Genomic DNA, 15,775 nt, shown 5'->3' with positions numbered 1-15,775 from the left:
GGCGGGGTGCGGAAAACGGGGCGCGTGCAGGCCGCATCAGCGCCGCTCCAGCACCATCTCGCTGCCCTGGCGGGTCATCTGGACGTGGGCCAGAAAGCTGTTTCCCAGCAGCACATAGGGCATGGCAAGAGGGGCGACCACGGCGTCCACGCCAAAGACCTCGACATCGCCCACGCGCACCGAGTCCAGCCGCAGGCTCCAGCCCTGGGCGTCGCCGTTGGCGGTGCGCATCATCACGGGCTGGCCCTTGAGAAAGGGCAGGCCCATGCGTTCGGCGTCGGACCGGCCTATGGCGACCGAGCTGGCGCCCGTGTCCACCATGTAGACCATGGTCTTGCCATTGATCTGGCCGCGTTCGATGAAGTGGCCCCGGTTGTCGGCCTTGAGCACCACGCGCCGGCCGAGCGCGGGATCGCCCGCTGCCGCGCCCCGGCCGCCCAGGCTGATGGGCGCTTCGCCCAGGCGCAATGTCTGGCGGCGGCCCTTGATTTCCACCTCGGCCGTGTCGCCCGATACCTGCAGCACGCGCACGTCCTGCAGGCTGTCGCCGGCCGCCAGAGCGCGTGGCGTGCCGCCGTCGATGACCAGCAGGGCCTTGCTGCCCAGCACGCCGCGGAGTGCCACGGACTGCGCTGTCGCCGGTGGCGGAGCCAGCACGGCCACGCCGGCCAGGCTCAGAAGTACGGCACGCAGGTGGCGCATGGGGCTTGTGGTGCAGGGGCGGATGCCGGGCGATCAGTCGCGGAAGTTGTTGAAGGACAGGGGATGGTCGGCCAGGTCCTTGCGGATCAGGGCCATGGCCGCCTGCAGGTCGTCGCGCTTGGCGCCGGTGACGCGAACGGCGTCGCCCTGGATGGCGGCCTGCACCTTGAGCTTGCTGTCCTTGATCAGCTTTTGCAGCTTCTTGCCCAGCTCGGCCTCGATGCCGTTCTTGACCTTGATGGTCTGCTTGAGCTTGTCGCCGCCGATCTTCTGTGCCTTCTGGATGTCCAGGAAGCGCACGTCCACGCTGCGCTTGGTCAGCTTGTTGCGCAGGATGTCCTCGACCTGCTGCAGCTGGAAGTCGGCATCGCCGAACAGCGTTATTTCCTTGTCCTTAAGTTCGATGGCGGCCGAGGTGCCCTTGAAGTCGAAGCGCGTGCCGATTTCCTTGGCGGTGTTCTCCACGGCGTTCTTCACTTCGACGAAGTCGGCTTCGCACACGGTGTCAAAAGAAGGCATGGCAAATATTTCCTGTAAATGTTCTGAAAAAGTATCGCAGCGCGGGACCGGGCGATGCGGGCACGGTGCCGGAGGCGTGGGGACGCGGTGCGACAATCCGGCTGATGTTAGTCGAGAAAAATGTTCCGCTGCAGCATTGCAACAGCTTCGGCATCGCCGCCCGTGCCCACACCCTGGTGCGTGTGCGCAGCGATGAGGATATTCGCCATTTCCTGGCCGATCCGCTGTGGGGCCGCCAGCCCGTGTTCGTGCTGGGCGGCGGCAGCAACGTGGTGATCACGGGCGATGTCGATCCCGTGGTCCTCAAGATGGAGATAGCGGGCATGCGCCTGCTGCGCGAGACCGATCGCCACTGGATCGTCGAGGCCGGTGCCGGCGAGCGCTGGCACGACCTGGTGGCCTGGACCCTGTCGCAGGGCTATGGCGGCCTGGAGAACATGGCGCTGATTCCCGGCACCGTGGGCGCATCGCCGGTGCAGAACATCGGCGCCTACGGGCTGGAGCTGCAGGACCGCTTCGAATCGCTGGATGCCATCGACCTGGCCACGGGCGAGTCCTTCACGCTGGATGCCGCGCAATGCGCCTTCGGCTACCGCGACTCGGTGTTCAAGCACGCCCCGGCCGAGCCCACGCCCGTGGCGCGGGCGCGCATGAGCGGCGTGCCGCCGCGCGGCATGGGCCTCAAGGGCCGCGCCGTGATCACGCGCGTGCGCCTGGCCCTGCCCAAGGACTGGAAGCCCGGCCTGGGCTACCTGGACCTGCAGCGCCGCCAGGCCGAGGCCGGCGTGGCCGAGCCCACGGCCCGCCAGATCTTCGACTGGGTCTGCGAGATCCGCCGCGCCAAGCTGCCGGACCCGGATCAGATCGGCAACGCAGGCAGCTTCTTCAAGAACCCGACGGTGACGCCCGAGCAGTGCGCCGACATCATTGCGCGCGAGCCCAAGATCGTGCACTACCCCATGGACGACGGCTCCATCAAGCTGGCCGCCGGCTGGCTGATCGATGCCTGCGGCTGGAAGGGCAAATCCATGGGCCGCGCCGGGGTGTATGACAAGCAGGCCCTGGTGCTGGTCAATCGGGGCGACCGGCACAGCGTGGATCGCAGCGTCACCGGCGGCGAGGTCATGACGCTGGCCGGCGCGATACAGACCAGCGTCTACGAGCGATTCGGCATCCGCCTGGAGCCCGAGCCCGTCGTGGTCTGATCGATCGACGGCCTCAAGAAAACAGCGGCCCGCAGACCATGAAGGCCTGCGGGCCGCTTTGCTTGCCTTGTATCAGCGCTTCAGTGCTTCAGCGCATCAGTGGGCGGAGTGGCTGCTGCGCCAGCTCATGTAGTCCTTGTCGGTCATCAGCACCCACAGCGCCAGCACCATGACCACCACGCCGGACACCACGGCATTGCGCATGGCGTCCATCTGGCCCGCATAGCCCAGCACCCAGGGCGAGATCACCATCCACAGCCCCAGCAGGCCTTCGGTCCATTCCTCCCACGCGCGGGGCATGAAGATGGCCCCCAGCGCAGCGGCAATCAGCGCCAGGCCGATGACCACGCCATTGGCCGTGGGCGCCATCTGGTCCTGGAACCCGAGCACCCAGGGCGAGACCGCCAACCAGGCTCCCAGCAGGACATTGATCGGGTCCTGCCAATGCTTCATGTATTTCATGGCTGCACCTCCTGCCGCCACGACGAATGAGGGCGGCAACTCGTTGGATCAAGGCCGCAGCATGCAGGTTCCATGAGGATTTTTGTGAAAGTGCCTGCTTACCAGGGCATCTCGCCCTTGTTCACCTTGGCACCAATGTCCAGCGACAGCGCCATGCCGGCCTGCGGGTAGGCCTGCTTCATGGCGCCGATCAGCTCGGCACTGTTTGCGGCCTTGGCGGCGGCGGCCTCGAAACGCTGGAGATAGTCGCGTGTATAGGCGATGGCGCTGGCGTCCATGGCGGTGCCGGCCTGCATGTGGCCGGGCACGACGACGGCGGGCTTGAGGGCCTGCATCTCGTCCAGCTGCGCCAGCCAGGCCTTGCGCTCGGCGCTCTTTTGCGTGTCCGCCGTCCAGACATGCAGGTTGCCGAACACGCCCACGTTGCCGACGATGGCATGCAGCGCAGGCACCCAGACATAGGGGCGATGGGCCAGCGGGCCGGTGGTGCCGCGCAGCTCCAGCGTCTGGCCGTCCACGGTCACTGTATTGCCCTGCAGGGCCTCGGGCAGCACGGGATGGCTGGGGGCGTTGGCGCCCATCTTGGGGCCCCAGAAGGCCAGCTTGCCCTGCAGCTTGGACTCGATCTTCTCGCGCACGGCAGGCGTGGCCACGACCTTGGCCTGCGGGAACAGGTTCTTGAGCACCTCGGCGCCGAAGTAGTAGTCGGGGTCGGCATTGCTGATGAGGATGGTGGTCAGCTGCTTGCCGCTGTCCAGCACATTGGCGGCAATGCGCAGGCCGTCGGCGCGGGTGAAGCCGCTGTCCACGACCACGGCCTCCTTGGCGCCGGTGATCAGGGTGGAGGTCACGGCAAAGCTGTGTTCGTCGGCCTGGTAGACCTTCATCTGCAGCGGGGCGGGCGCCTGGGCATGGGACAGGCCGGCCGACAGGGCCAGGGTGAGCGAAAGCACGGTGGTGCGAAGCATGTCGATTTCCTTTGAAAAAAGCACAAGACAGAAAACGGGTGGCAGCGCCGTGCTGCCATGTGTCGTACTTTAGTTTTTGAAATCGAGCAGATAAACCGCAGAATATGCGCTTGTTTGTTGCAGAAATCGAGCAGATCCATGGACCGATTGCTGGCGATGCAGGTGTTTGCCACGGTGGCCGAATGCGGCAGCTTCACGGCGGCGGCCGAGCGGCTGGACCTGTCGCGCGCCATGGCTACGCGGCATGTGGAGTCGCTGGAGCAGTGGCTGGGCGCACGCCTGCTGCACCGCACCACGCGCCGCGTCTCGCTCACCGATGCCGGTGCGCAGTGCCTGCGCTACAGCCAGCAGATGCTGGCCCTGGCCGATGAGGTGCAAGGCGAGATGCGCGCCGGCGACAGCCAGCTGCGCGGCCTGCTGCGCGTGACCTGCAGCATGTCCTTCGGCCATGCGCAGATGGCGCCGGCCATTGCGCAGTTCATGCGGCTGCACCCGCACCTCAAGATCGACCTGCTGGTGGACGACGGCGCGCTGGACCTGGTGCAGCAGCGTATCGACCTGGCCATACGCATCAGCGCCGACCCGGGCGCCGCACTCATCGGCCGGCCGCTGGCCGTGTGCGAATCGGTGCTGGTGGCCTCGCCCGCCTACCTGGACGCGGCAGGGCGGCCGCAGACACCGGCCCAGTTGCAGGCCCACCGCTGCCTGGGCCATATGCGCGTGGGCCGCAATGTCTGGCAATTGACTCGGCGTGACGATGAGAGCGATGAGCAGCAGATCGCCGTCACCACCTGGTTCAACGCCAATGAAGCCACCGTGCTGGCCGCCGCTGCCGTCGAGGGTGCGGGCATCGCCTTCCAGCCCACCTACCTGGTCCAGCCCATGCTGCAGGCCGGCCAGCTGGAGCTGGTGCTGCCCGACTGGCGCCCGCAGCCGCTGACCGTGCATGCGCTGTACAGCTCCCGCCGCCACCTGCCGGTGGCCGTGCGCGCGCTGCTGGATTTTCTCGTGCAGCGCTTCGAGGGCGCGCGCTGGTAGCAGGGGCGTAAAAAAGCCGCCTTGCGGCGGCTTGTGGGATGCAAGTGTGCGATTTTCTGGCCCATGGCGTCGCGTGCTTGGCGGGCGCGTCCCATGCCAGGGACGCCGAGCAAGGGCCGCCCCGCAGCGAGGGCGTCGTCCCCCTCCCTCGCGAAGCGAGTAGAGAGGGGGAAGCGGCGTCAGCCGCTCAGGGGGTGTAGGTCATTCCTTGCCGCCCAATTGGGGCAGGGCGGTGCTGGTGCCCAGTGACAGCAGGCCGGCCTTGGAGTAGATGGCCAGCTTGTCGCGCGTGTCCATCAGGTCCAGGTTGCGCATGGTCAGCTGGCCAATGCGGTCGGCGGGGCTGAAAGGCGCGTCCTCGACCTTTTCCATCGACAGGCGCTCGGGAGCGTAGGTCAGGTTGGGCGATTCGGTGTTCAGGATGGAGTAGTCGTTGCCGCGGCGCAGTTCCAGCGTCACGGTGCCGGTCACGGCGCGTGCCACCCAGCGCTGGGCGGTTTCGCGCAGCATGATGGCCTGCGGGTCGAACCAGCGGCCCTGGTACAGCAGGCGGCCCAGGCGCAGGCCGTTGATGCGGTACTGCTCGATGGTGTCCTCGTTGTGGATGCCGGTCACCAGGCGCTCGTAGGCGATGTGCAGCAGGGCCATGCCGGGGGCTTCGTAGATGCCGCGGCTCTTGGCTTCGATGATGCGGTTCTCGATCTGGTCGCTCATGCCCAGCCCGTGGCGGCCGCCGATGCGGTTGGCTTCCAGGAACAGCTCCACGGGGTCGGCGATTTCCTTGCCGTTGATGGCCACGGGGCGGCCTTCGTCAAAGGTCACCGACACTTCCTCGGCCTTGACCTCGACTTCGGGCTTCCAGAACGCCACGCCCATGATGGGGTTGACGATGCGGATGCCGCTGTTCAGGAACTCCAGGTCCTTGGCCTCGTGCGTGGCGCCCAGCATGTTGCTGTCGGTCGAGTAGGCCTTCTCGGCGCTCATCTTGTAGCCGAAGCCTTCCTTGGTCATGAAGGCCGACATCTCGGCGCGACCGCCGAGCTCGTCGATGAAGGTCTGGTCCAGCCAGGGCTTGTAGATCTTCAGCGCGGGGTTGGTCAGCAGGCCGTAGCGGTAGAAGCGCTCGATGTCGTTGCCCTTGAAGGTCGAGCCGTCACCCCAGATGTTGACGTCGTCTTCCTTCATGGCGGCCACCAGCATGGTGCCGGTCACGGCACGGCCCAGGGGCGTGGTGTTGAAGTAGGTGATGCCGCCCGTGGAGATGTGGAAGGCGCCGGCCTGGATGGCGGCAATGCCTTCGCCGGCCAGCTGCGAGCGGCAGTCGATCAGGCGGGCCTGCTCGGCGCCGTACTCCATGGCCTTGCGGGGGATTTCGTCGTAGTCGGCCTCGTCGGGCTGGCCCAGGTTGGCCGTGTAGGCGTAGGGCAGGGCGCCCTTGTTCTTCATCCAGCGCAGGGCAGCGCTGGTGTCCAGGCCGCCCGAGAAGGCGATGCCGACCTTCTGGCCGACGGGAACGTTTTGCAGGATGGTTTCCATACGATGCTTCTCTCAATAACGATGGCGGCTGGCGTGCGGGACGCGGCTGCCGGAAAACACGGAAGGCGCCTGGGCGCCGTCAGGTCGAATGCGTCGGTCTGCTCAGGCGCTCAGGCGCTTAGGCGTAGTGGCAGATGTAGTGGTAGGCCTCGGTCACGCGGATGTCGAACTTGGAGTTCGCAGGCACCTGGAAGGACTCGCCGGCCTTGGAGGTCAGCCACTGGTCCGAGCCGTCGAGCTTGTACTCGCAGGAGCCGGCCACGCATTCCATGATCTCGGCAGCGGCCGTGCCGAAAGTCAGCTGGCTGGGCAGCACCACGCCGGCAGACTTCTTCGTGCCATCGGCCAGCGTGAAGCCGTGGCTGATGCATTTGCCGTCGAAATAGACATTGGCCTTGGTGGTCAGGGTGATGCCAGAGATGGTTTCGGTGGTCATGGAAGCTGGGCAGAGGGTGGACTAAACCGCCCATTTTAGGCCAGCACCCGGCCGCTGCCCGTACGTGCTGGCCGCCGCCATGCAAAAAGCCCCTTGTCGGGGCTTGCGGGGCGAGCGCATGGCGGCCTCAGCGGCGCCAGCCATGGCGGTAGCCGCCGCGCCAGCCGTGATAGCTGGGGCGCGAGGCGTAGTACACGCCGGCAGCAAGGGCTGCGCCAATCACCACGGGCGCCACATAGTCACCGGCCGAATACACCGGTTGCACCGGCTGGACTGGGTAGTAACCACCGTCGTAGTAATTGTTTTCATAGACCACGGGCGGCGGCACGGGCGTGGTGGAGTACGCGGCCTGGGGCGGCTGGTTGGTGCTGTAGTAACCATTGCTGCCGTAGGCGCCGCTGTTGGCTGCGGGCTGCACGCTCAGTGCAATCCAGTCGCCAGGCGGCGTTGCGGTCCGCGTCGTGTAGTTGCGGCCCGCGTACTCATAGACCACGTCGTAGGCCACGGCGCGGTTCTGGTAGTAGGTCTGGGTAGTGCAGTTGCGCACCGTCTGGTATTGGGGCTGCTGTCCCGAGGCTTCAGCCTGGTTGCCCAGCATGGCGCCGCCAATCACGCCGGCTGCCGTGGCCGCAGCGCGTCCGCCGCCGTGGCCAATGGCGTTGCCCACCACGCCGCCCGCCAGCGCACCCAGCACGGCGCCCGCGCCCGAAGTGCTGCGCTGGCCCGAGTAGACGTTCTCATCGCGGCAGACCTGCTGTGGTACGGCCACCTGTTGCGTCACCGGGGTCACGGAAAGCACCCGGCCTTGCTCCTGGGCCAGGGCTACGGTGGCGGTCGTGGCCGCCAGCGTCAAAAGAACCAGGGATTTCATGATTGCACTCCTGTTGCGCTGGCGGTACTTCCTGCCAGGCTCCATGCAAGTGTATTCCTCGGGCCCGAAAAGCAGTTTGCGGCCGCGTAAATCCACGTAATAAGCTGTTCCAGGCTTGACGGCAGTGTTAGCGCTTGCCCTCGTGGGCCAGCTCTGCCCAGGTATCGGGCGCAAAACCCACGGTGATGCGTCCCTGCGGCCATTGGACGACCGGGCGCTTGATGACGCTGGGCTGCTGCTGCATGAGGGCTGCGGCACCGGCCGCATCCTGGGCGCCGGCCTGGGTGTCGGCGTCGAGCTTGCGCCAGGTCGTGCCCTGGCGGTTGAGCAGCTTTTCCCAGCCCACGGCCTGCATCCAGGCAGGCAGTTGAGCGGCAGGGACGCCCTGTTTCTTGAAGTCGTGGAATTCGTAGGCGATGCCCTGGTCGGCAAGCCAGGCGCGGGCCTTCTTGACGGTGTCGCAGTTGGGAATGCCGTAGAGCGTCACAGTGTGTGAGGTGGTCATGATTGGTTGCAGTTGCCGCAGTCAATGGATGGCGAGGACCCCATAAGGACACTGTCCCTGGGTAACAATAGCGCGCAGTATGCACACCTCATTTCCCACATTGGATGCATGGCTCGCATATTGCGAGCGCCTGCACCCCAAGAATATCGCGCTGGGCCTGGATCGCGTGCGCGAAGTCGCCCAGCGCCTGGACCTGCGTTTCGACTGCCCCGTGATCACGGTGGCGGGCACCAATGGCAAGGGCTCGACCTGCGCCATGCTGGAGGCCGTGGCGCTGCAGTCGGGCTTTCGTCCCGGCGTCTACACATCGCCGCATCTGGTGCATTTCGAGGAGCGCTGCCGCGTGGGCGGCGAGATCGTGAAGGCCGCCGAGCTGCTGCCGCAGTTCGAGGCCGTGGAGCAGGCGCGCGTGCAGGGCACGGAAGTGGCGCTCACCTATTTCGAATTCACCACGCTGGCCATCCTGCGGCTGATGAGCCAGTCCAGGCTGGATGTGGCGATTCTCGAAGTGGGGCTGGGCGGACGGCTGGATGCGACCAATGTGATCGACGCCGATTGCGCCGTCATCACCAGCATCGACATCGACCATGTGGAATTCCTGGGCCCGGACCGCGAGAGCATCGGCCGCGAGAAGGCCGGCATCATGCGCGCCGGTCGGCCGGTGGTGGTCAGCGATCCCATGCCGCCGCAAAGCGTGCTGGACCATGCACAGGCCATTGGCGCTGATCTCTGGCGCCTGGGCCAGGACTTCAACTTCTCGGGCGACAAGCAGCAGTGGGGCTGGGCCGGACGCGGGCGGCGCTATGCGGGCCTGGCCTATCCGGCGCTGCGCGGCGCCAACCAGCTGGTCAATGCATCGGGTGCGCTGGCCGCGCTCGAAGCCATTCGCAGCCGCCTTCCGGTCACGGCCCAGGCCGTGCGCACGGGGCTGGCCATGGTCGAGCTGCCGGGGCGTTTCCAGATCATTCCGGGCCAGCCCACGCTGGTGCTGGATGTTGCGCACAACCCGCATTCGGTGGCGGCGCTGACGGCCAACCTCGATGCCATGGGTTACTTCCCCTGCACGCATGCGGTGTTCGGCGCCATGCACGACAAGGACCTGGCGCCCATGCTGGGCAGGATCGCACCGCTGATCGACCGCTGGTACCTGACTGACCTGCCCACGCCGCGTGCCGAAAGCGCCGAAGTGCTGCGCCAGAAGATCGAAGCCCTGCCGCCCGCGCCCGGCGTGCCCCGCGAGCTGTCGGTGGCCACCTTCGCAAACCCGCAGCTGGCGCTGGATGCAGCGGTTCTGGCCGCAGGTCCCACTGATAGAATCGTGGTCTTTGGCTCGTTCTTCACGGTGGGCGGCGTGCTGCAGGACGGCCCGCCCCGGCTGAACGCCAAGCATCTGGGCACCTGAATCCAGTGATCCGCACCGCAGGCGGCCATCGTGGCCGCTGTGGTGGCCGATATGAACGAGTCCGCACTCCATGGCATTTTTCAATTTTCGTTGGCCCGGCAAAAAAGACGACGGTGATTCGTCGTCCGCATCGAGGCGGCCCACACGGCTGGGACAGGCGGAAAGCGTCGATGTCATGCGCCGCCGGGCGCGCCACCGCCTCATCGGCGCTGCCGTGCTGGTCCTGGCGGGCGTGGTGGGTTTCCCCCTGCTGTTCGACACCCAGCCGCGTCCGATTCCCGTAGACATCCCCATCGAGATTCCTGACCGCGACAAGGTTGCGCCCCTGGTCGTGCCCGGCGCCAATGCCGTGGACGCCCATTCGCATGGCGCGGCTGCGCCGACGGGCCGCGTGTCGGCCCAGGCCTCGCTGGGTGCTGATGAGGAAGAGGTTCCCATGGGCAGGCCTTCGACGCCGTCCGTGCCTGTGGCGCCTCCCGTTTCCCAGGTGGCTCCGGTCAAGCCTGAAGCGAAGCCTGAGGCAAAGCCGGAGCCCAAGCCCGCGGCCAAGCCTGAGACCAAACCCGAGCCCAAGCCGGAACCTAAGCCCAAGCCTGAGCCGGCCAAACCCGAGCACAAGCCGGAGCCCAAGCCCGAGCCGAAACCCGAGCCTAAGCCAAAGCCCGAACCCAAGCCCGAGCCGTCCAGGAGCGACGATGCCGCGCGTGCCCGGGCCCTGCTGGAAGGACGCAGCGCGCCCGCCGCTTCAACGGCGGCCGCGGCGACGGACGAACGCTTCATCGTGCAGGTCGGTGCCTTCTCCGACGCCGGCAAGGCCCAGGAAATCCGCGCCAAGCTGGAGCTGGCGGGCCTGAAGACTTTCACGCAGGTGGTGGACACCAAGGACGGCAAGCGCACGCGGGTGCGTGTGGGCCCGTTCAACGGCCGTGCCGAAGCCGACAAGGCGGCGGCGCGCGTCAAGGGCCAGGGCCTGCCGGCGTCGGTGATCAAGCTCTGACGCGGTGACGTACATCTTGCAAAGCAGCACGGGCGCACAGAAATAGCGTATGTCCACGGTGGACTGGGTTTTGCTGGCCTGCGTGCTGGCCTCGATGCTGCTTGGCGCCTGGCGCGGGCTGGTGTACGAGGTGCTGTCTCTGCTGGGCTGGCTGGTGGCCTTTGTCGTGGCCCGCATCTGGGCGGCCGACGTGGCGCTGTGGCTGCCCATGCAGGACTGGGACATGCAGCTGCGCTACGCCGCAGGCTTTGTGCTGTTGTTCGTGCTGGCGTTGTTCGGCTGGGGCCTGGTGTCCTGGCTGTCGCGTCGGCTGATCGAGGCGGTGGGCCTGAGGCCCGTGGACCGCACGCTGGGCGCGCTGTTCGGCGTGCTGCGCGGGGCGCTGCTGGCCCTGGTGGCAACGATGGTGATCAGCTACACGCCGCTGCACCAGGGGCAGTGGTGGCAGGATTCAGCCTTGGCGCCATGGCTGATGCAGGCGCTGGCTGTGGTTTTGCCACAGCTGCCGCAGGAATGGGGACGCTATCTGCCGGCTGCATGACAAGGCGCTGCAGCGCAGGAGTCGGCTGGCAGAAACAGTTTGGATAGAGAAATCGGGCGCAGGCGTGGCCAATGGGTGGCTGCTACGGCCCAGACAGCGAAGGGCGACCTTCGCAAACGGATGGAACGCAACTATGTGTGGAATCGTTGGTGTAGTCAGCACCGCGCCCGTGAATCAACTGATCTATGACGCCCTGCTGCTGCTGCAGCACCGTGGCCAGGATGCCGCAGGCATCGTGACCCAGCAGGAGCGCAAGTTCTTCATGCACAAGGCCAAGGGCATGGTGCGCGACGTGTTCCGCACCCGCAACATGCGTGCCCTGCCGGGCACGGTGGGCCTGGGTCAGGTGCGCTACCCGACGGCCGGCAACGCGACCAGCGAGGAAGAGGCCCAGCCCTTCTACGTGAACGCGCCCTTCGGCATCGTCATGGTGCACAACGGCAACCTCACCAATGCCAAGCAGCTGCGCGAGGAGCTGTCCGACACCGACCACCGCCACACCAACACCGAGAGCGACTCCGAAGTCCTGCTCAACGTGCTGGCCCACGAGCTGGCCCGCGCCAGCAGTGGCGCGCCGCTCAAGAGCGAAGACGTGTTCCAGGCCGTCAGCGCCGTGCACAAGCGCATCAAGGGCTCGTATGCGGTGATCGCGCTGATCGCCGGCTACGGCCTGCTGGCCTTCCGCGACCCGTTCGGCATCCGCCCCCTGTGCATGGGCCGCGGTGCCGACGGCTCGGTGATGCTGGCCAGCGAGTCCGTGGCCCTGGAAGGTACGCTGCACCAGCTCGAGCGCGATGTCGCCCCGGGCGAGGCCGTGTTCGTGCACAGCGACGGCCAGGTCGAAACCCGCCAGTGCGCTGAAAAGAGCGAGCTGCACCCCTGCGTGTTCGAATACGTGTACCTGGCCCGCCCGGACTCCGTGCTGGATGGCATCTCCGTCTACCAGGCCCGCCTGAACATGGGCGAGACGCTGGCCAAGCGCGTGGTCTCCACCGTGCCGCCCAACGAGATCGACGCCATCATCCCGATTCCCGAATCCAGCCGCCCCAGCGCCATGCAGCTGGCCCAGCTGCTGGGCATTCCGTACCGCGAAGGCTTCGTCAAGAACCGCTACGTGGGCCGGACCTTCATCATGCCGGGCCAGTCCTCGCGCAAGAAATCGGTGCGCCAGAAGCTCAACGCCATCGGCAGCGAGTTCAAGGGCCGCAAGGTGCTGCTGGTGGATGACTCCATCGTGCGCGGCACCACCTCCAAGGAAATCGTGCAGATGGCGCGTGATGCCGGTGCCGTCAAGGTCTACCTGGCCTCGGCAGCGCCTCCGGTGCGCCATCCCAACGTCTACGGCATCGACATGCCCACGCGCGCCGAACTGGTGGCGCATGGCCGCACGGTCGAGGAAATCCGCCAGGTCATCGGTGCCGACGCGCTGATCTACCAGGACGTGGCCGCCATGAAGCAGACCGTGGGCAAGATCAACCCGCAGGTGCAGGGCTTCGAGGCATCGTGCTTCGATGGCGTCTACATCACGGGCGACATCTCCGAGGACGAAGTCACGGCACTCAATGAAGGCCGCAACCGCGGCGGCGAGGAAGAGTCCAGCGACGCCTCGCGCCTGTCCCTGCCCAACGCCCAGGAAGCCTGAGCCCGAGCCTGAGTCCGAGCGATTAGGCTTCAGTGACAATACGGGGGGCGGGCCTGAGGCCCGCCCTTTTTTGACAAATGAGCTAAAAGCGCTGGTGCTGGAGGACTGCAGGCTGCAACGCCCAGCAAGTCCCCAGGTGACAAGTGTTTCTAGCTCCTTTTTTCCGGGCACCGCCGCCATCGGCGGGCCGCGCCCGACCCCAAGGACCATCAACGTGACGAACAAGACACTTCCCGAAGGCCTGCATCCCGATACGCTGGCCCTGCGCGTGGCCGTGGAACGAAGCCAGTGGGGCGAGCACAGCGAAGCCCTGTACATGACCAGCAGCTTCGTGCAGCCCGACTGCGCAACGGCAGCGCGCCGCTTCGCCAACGAAGAGCCCGGCTACACCTACAGCCGCACCTCCAACCCCACGGTGACCAGCTTCGAGCAGCGCCTGGCCGCCATGGAAGGCACGGAATGCGCCGTGGCCACGTCCACCGGCATGTCGGCCATCTTGCTGGTGGCGCTGACCACGCTCAAGGCGGGCGACCATGTGATCTGCTCGCAGTCCATGTTCGGCTCCACCATCAAGCTGCTGGGCGGCGAGATGGCGCGCTTCGGCATCGAGACCAGCTTTGTCTCGCAGACCGATGTGCAGGCCTGGAAGGCCGCCATCCGTCCCAACACGCGATTGCTGTTCGCCGAGACGCCGACCAACCCGCTGACCGACCTGTGCGACATCGCCGCGCTGGCCGAACTGGCGCACGCCCATGGCGCGCTGCTGGCGGTGGACAACAGCTTTGCCTCGCCCGCGCTGCAGCGGCCCGCGCAGTTCGGTGCCGACCTGGTCGTGCACTCCGGCACCAAGCTGCTGGACGGCCAGGGCCGCGTCATGTCGGGCGCGGTCTGTGGCACGACGGCGCTGGTGGACAAGGTCATGGGCACCTTCCTGCGCAGCGGCGGCCTGAACCTGGCGCCGTTCAACGCCTGGGTGGTGCTCAAGGGCCTGGAGACGCTGTCCCTGCGCGTCAAGGCGCAAAGCGCCGCCGCGCTGGAGCTGGCCACCTGGCTGGAGGCCCATCCCAAGGTCGCCCGTGTCTACTACCCGGGCTTGGCCAGCCACCCGCAGCACGAGCTGGCCATGCGCCAGCAAAACGGCATGGGCGGCGGCGTGCTGTCCTTCGACGTGGTGGGCGAGGGCGCCGAGCAACTGCGCGCCAATGCCTTCCATGTGGCCGACAGCACCCTGGTGTGCTCGATCACGGCCAACCTGGGCGACGTCAAGACCACCATCACCCACCCGGCCAGCACCTCGCATGGCCGCCTGAGCGAAGAGCAGCGCCGCGTCGCCGGCATCGGCCAGGGCCTGCTGCGCATCTCCGTCGGACTGGAATACCTGGGCGACATCAAGAACGATCTGTCCCGCGGACTGGATACCCTGCAATGACACAAAAAGTACGAACCCGTTTTGCCCCGTCTCCCACGGGCTTCATCCACCTGGGCAACATCCGCTCGGCCCTGTATCCCTGGGCCTTCGCACGCGCCACGGGTGGTGATTTCATCCTGCGCATCGAGGACACCGACGTGGAGCGTTCCACCCAGGCCTCGGTGGACGTGATCATCGAAGGCATGGCCTGGCTGCAGCTGGACCATGACGAAGGTCCGTTCTATCAAATGCAGCGCATGGACCGCTACAAGGAGGTGCTGGCAGGCCTGCAGGCCTCGGGCCATGTCTACCCCTGCTACATGAGCGTGGAAGAACTCGACGCCCTGCGCGAGCGCCAGATGGCCAACAAGGAAAAGCCGCGCTACGACGGCACCTGGCGCCCTGAAGAAGGCAAGGTGCTGCCGCCCGTGCCCGAAGGCGTGCGCCCCGTGCTGCGCTTCAAGACGCCGCAGGGCGGCGTCGTGGCCTGGGAAGACAAGTGCAAGGGCCGCATCGAGTTCCAGAACAGCGAGCTGGACGACCTGGTGATCGCGCGTCCCGATGGCACGCCCACCTACAACTTCTGCGTCTGCGTGGACGACATGGACATGGCCATCACCCATGTCATCCGTGGCGACGACCACGTCAACAACACGCCGCGCCAGATCCACATCTTCGAGGCGCTGGGCGCCAGCGTGCCCGTGTTCGCCCACCTGCCCACCGTGCTCAACGAGCAGGGCGAGAAGATGAGCAAGCGCAACGGCGCCAAGGCCGTCACCCAGTACCGCGACGAAGGCTACCTGCCCGACGCCATGGTCAACTACCTGGCCCGTCTGGGCTGGAGCCACGGCGATGACGAAATCTTCAGCCGCGCCCAGTTCCTGGAGTGGTTCAACCTCGACCACCTGGGCCGCAGCGCAGGCCAGTTCGACGAGGCCAAGCTGCGCTGGGTCAACGCCCAGCACCTGAAGGCCCTGGACGATGCGGCCCTGGCAGAGCTGGTGCGCCCCTTCGTGCTCAAGACGGGTCTGGACCAGGCGCTGCTCGATGCCGACGACCGCCTGCCGCGCATCTGCGCCCTGTTCAAGGACCGCTGCGAAACCCTGGTCGATCTGGCCGGCTGGGTGCGCCTGTTCTATGTGGACGCCTTCGACCGCAACGCCGAAGACCTGGCCAAGCATGTGACCGACGCCGTGGCGCCCGCCCTGGACGCCTTCGCCGAAGGCATCGCCTCGGTGGAGTGGAGCAAGGAAGCCATTGCCGCCCTGATCAAGGAAGTGCTCAAGGCCCAGGGCCTGAAGATGCCGCAACTGGCCATGCCGGTGCGCGTGCTGACGCTGGGCACGGCGCACACGCCTTCGGTGGACGCGGTGCTGGAGCTGCTGGGTCGTGAAAAAATTCTGGCCCGTTTGAAAAACCGCTAAAAACCTGTCTATAATTCGAGTCTCTGATGCAAACGCAGCAACTAACAAGAAGCAGCGATTGCAGCATGAAGGGGGTATAGCTCAGCTGGGAGAGCGCTTGCATGGCATGCAAGAGGTCA

16 protein-coding genes are annotated in these 15,775 nt (G+C 66.4%); 8 read left to right on the top strand and 8 right to left on the bottom strand.

The window, feature by feature from the left end; all coding sequences use genetic code 11:
* Window positions 1-36: 36 nt before the first annotated feature.
* Together IAE24_RS23410 and IAE24_RS23405 are read right to left on the bottom strand one after the other, a co-directional pair.
* A complete protein-coding gene (locus IAE24_RS23410) occupies window positions 37-702 on the bottom strand; it encodes a retropepsin-like aspartic protease family protein (RefSeq protein WP_013801579.1) in 666 nt (221 codons plus the stop codon).
* 33 nt (window positions 703-735) lie between these two features.
* Window positions 736-1,221 (bottom strand): YajQ family cyclic di-GMP-binding protein, encoded by a 486-nt coding sequence (locus IAE24_RS23405; protein ID WP_012206580.1) that lies wholly within the window; start codon window positions 1,219-1,221, stop codon window positions 736-738.
* Between the two features lie 104 nt (window positions 1,222-1,325).
* Here IAE24_RS23405 and murB point away from each other — a divergent pair, with 104 nt between their 5' ends.
* Window positions 1,326-2,426: a UDP-N-acetylmuramate dehydrogenase gene (gene murB / locus IAE24_RS23400; protein ID WP_013801580.1), complete on the top strand. Its 1,101-nt coding sequence runs from the start codon at window positions 1,326-1,328 to the stop codon at window positions 2,424-2,426.
* A gap of 96 nt (window positions 2,427-2,522) precedes the next feature.
* Here the strand turns inward: murB and IAE24_RS23395 are convergent, their stop codons facing one another.
* Window positions 2,523-2,888 carry an SPW repeat protein gene (locus IAE24_RS23395; RefSeq protein ID WP_034395872.1) on the bottom strand — a complete coding sequence of 122 codons (366 nt, stop codon included), beginning with the start codon at window positions 2,886-2,888 and terminating at the stop codon, window positions 2,523-2,525.
* A gap of 98 nt (window positions 2,889-2,986) precedes the next feature.
* A complete protein-coding gene (locus IAE24_RS23390) occupies window positions 2,987-3,856 on the bottom strand; it encodes an MBL fold metallo-hydrolase (protein WP_099751910.1) in 870 nt (289 codons plus the stop codon).
* Window positions 3,857-3,994: 138 nt separating this feature from the next.
* Here IAE24_RS23390 and IAE24_RS23385 point away from each other — a divergent pair, with 138 nt between their 5' ends.
* Window positions 3,995-4,894 (top strand): LysR family transcriptional regulator, encoded by a 900-nt coding sequence (locus IAE24_RS23385; protein WP_199961838.1) that lies wholly within the window; start codon window positions 3,995-3,997, stop codon window positions 4,892-4,894.
* A gap of 201 nt (window positions 4,895-5,095) precedes the next feature.
* Here the strand turns inward: IAE24_RS23385 and argG are convergent, their stop codons facing one another.
* The 4 genes from argG to IAE24_RS23365 form a co-directional block, all read right to left on the bottom strand.
* The gene (argG, locus tag IAE24_RS23380) at window positions 5,096-6,430 is read right to left on the bottom strand and encodes an argininosuccinate synthase (RefSeq protein ID WP_013801583.1); all 1,335 of its coding nucleotides are present in this window, start codon (window positions 6,428-6,430) and stop codon (window positions 5,096-5,098) included.
* Window positions 6,431-6,548: 118 nt separating this feature from the next.
* Entirely contained in the window at window positions 6,549-6,866 is a 318-nt protein-coding gene (gene ppnP, locus IAE24_RS23375) for a pyrimidine/purine nucleoside phosphorylase (protein WP_012206574.1), read from the bottom strand.
* Window positions 6,867-6,993: 127 nt separating this feature from the next.
* Window positions 6,994-7,737 carry a glycine zipper 2TM domain-containing protein gene (locus tag IAE24_RS23370; RefSeq protein ID WP_199135872.1) on the bottom strand — a complete coding sequence of 248 codons (744 nt, stop codon included), beginning with the start codon at window positions 7,735-7,737 and terminating at the stop codon, window positions 6,994-6,996.
* Between the two features lie 127 nt (window positions 7,738-7,864).
* Window positions 7,865-8,242, bottom strand: a complete 378-nt coding sequence (locus tag IAE24_RS23365) for an ArsC family reductase (RefSeq protein WP_199961837.1) — start codon at window positions 8,240-8,242, stop codon at window positions 7,865-7,867.
* A gap of 79 nt (window positions 8,243-8,321) precedes the next feature.
* Between IAE24_RS23365 and folC the strand changes: the two genes are divergently transcribed.
* From folC to gltX, 6 genes are all read left to right on the top strand, one after another.
* Window positions 8,322-9,644, top strand: a complete 1,323-nt coding sequence (folC, locus tag IAE24_RS23360) for a bifunctional tetrahydrofolate synthase/dihydrofolate synthase (RefSeq protein ID WP_013801586.1) — start codon at window positions 8,322-8,324, stop codon at window positions 9,642-9,644.
* Between the two features lie 70 nt (window positions 9,645-9,714).
* A complete protein-coding gene (locus tag IAE24_RS23355) occupies window positions 9,715-10,641 on the top strand; it encodes an SPOR domain-containing protein (protein ID WP_199961836.1) in 927 nt (308 codons plus the stop codon).
* Window positions 10,642-10,690: 49 nt separating this feature from the next.
* Window positions 10,691-11,182, top strand: a complete 492-nt coding sequence (locus IAE24_RS23350) for a CvpA family protein (RefSeq protein ID WP_012206569.1) — start codon at window positions 10,691-10,693, stop codon at window positions 11,180-11,182.
* A gap of 133 nt (window positions 11,183-11,315) precedes the next feature.
* Window positions 11,316-12,824, top strand: a complete 1,509-nt coding sequence (purF, locus tag IAE24_RS23345; RefSeq protein WP_034395856.1) for an amidophosphoribosyltransferase — start codon at window positions 11,316-11,318, stop codon at window positions 12,822-12,824.
* Between the two features lie 214 nt (window positions 12,825-13,038).
* Window positions 13,039-14,253 (top strand): O-succinylhomoserine sulfhydrylase, encoded by a 1,215-nt coding sequence (locus tag IAE24_RS23340; protein ID WP_063325851.1) that lies wholly within the window; start codon window positions 13,039-13,041, stop codon window positions 14,251-14,253.
* Window positions 14,250-15,656, top strand: coding sequence for a glutamate--tRNA ligase (gltX, locus tag IAE24_RS23335; protein WP_065347882.1), 1,407 nt, complete (start codon window positions 14,250-14,252; stop codon window positions 15,654-15,656). Before IAE24_RS23340 ends, gltX begins: the two co-directional genes overlap by 4 nt.
* Window positions 15,657-15,775: the final 119 nt, after the last annotated feature.

Origin of the sequence: Delftia sp. S65, assembly GCF_016516495.1 — a bacterium.
GTDB lineage: Bacteria > Pseudomonadota > Gammaproteobacteria > Burkholderiales > Burkholderiaceae_C > Comamonas > Comamonas acidovorans.
Note: the sequence above shows the minus strand (reverse complement) of the source record. Positions and strands in the feature narration are given on the sequence as shown.

Bases quoted from the DNA above. Each gene is read 5' to 3' on its own strand.
- IAE24_RS23410 (WP_013801579.1), bottom strand. From the start codon at position 702: ATGCGCCACCTGCGTGCCGTACTTCTGAGCCTGGCCGGCGTGGCCGTG.
- IAE24_RS23405 (WP_012206580.1), bottom strand. From the start codon at position 1,221: ATGCCTTCTTTTGACACCGTGTGCGAAGCCGACTTCGTCGAAGTGAAG.
- murB (WP_013801580.1), top strand. From the start codon at position 1,326: ATGTTAGTCGAGAAAAATGTTCCGCTGCAGCATTGCAACAGCTTCGGC.
- IAE24_RS23395 (WP_034395872.1), bottom strand. From the start codon at position 2,888: ATGAAATACATGAAGCATTGGCAGGACCCGATCAATGTCCTGCTGGGA.
- IAE24_RS23390 (WP_099751910.1), bottom strand. From the start codon at position 3,856: ATGCTTCGCACCACCGTGCTTTCGCTCACCCTGGCCCTGTCGGCCGGC.
- IAE24_RS23385 (WP_199961838.1), top strand. From the start codon at position 3,995: ATGGACCGATTGCTGGCGATGCAGGTGTTTGCCACGGTGGCCGAATGC.
- argG (WP_013801583.1), bottom strand. From the start codon at position 6,430: ATGGAAACCATCCTGCAAAACGTTCCCGTCGGCCAGAAGGTCGGCATC.
- ppnP (WP_012206574.1), bottom strand. From the start codon at position 6,866: ATGACCACCGAAACCATCTCTGGCATCACCCTGACCACCAAGGCCAAT.
- IAE24_RS23370 (WP_199135872.1), bottom strand. From the start codon at position 7,737: ATGAAATCCCTGGTTCTTTTGACGCTGGCGGCCACGACCGCCACCGTA.
- IAE24_RS23365 (WP_199961837.1), bottom strand. From the start codon at position 8,242: ATGACCACCTCACACACTGTGACGCTCTACGGCATTCCCAACTGCGAC.
- folC (WP_013801586.1), top strand. From the start codon at position 8,322: ATGCACACCTCATTTCCCACATTGGATGCATGGCTCGCATATTGCGAG.
- IAE24_RS23355 (WP_199961836.1), top strand. From the start codon at position 9,715: ATGGCATTTTTCAATTTTCGTTGGCCCGGCAAAAAAGACGACGGTGAT.
- IAE24_RS23350 (WP_012206569.1), top strand. From the start codon at position 10,691: ATGTCCACGGTGGACTGGGTTTTGCTGGCCTGCGTGCTGGCCTCGATG.
- purF (WP_034395856.1), top strand. From the start codon at position 11,316: ATGTGTGGAATCGTTGGTGTAGTCAGCACCGCGCCCGTGAATCAACTG.
- gltX (WP_065347882.1), top strand. From the start codon at position 14,250: ATGACACAAAAAGTACGAACCCGTTTTGCCCCGTCTCCCACGGGCTTC.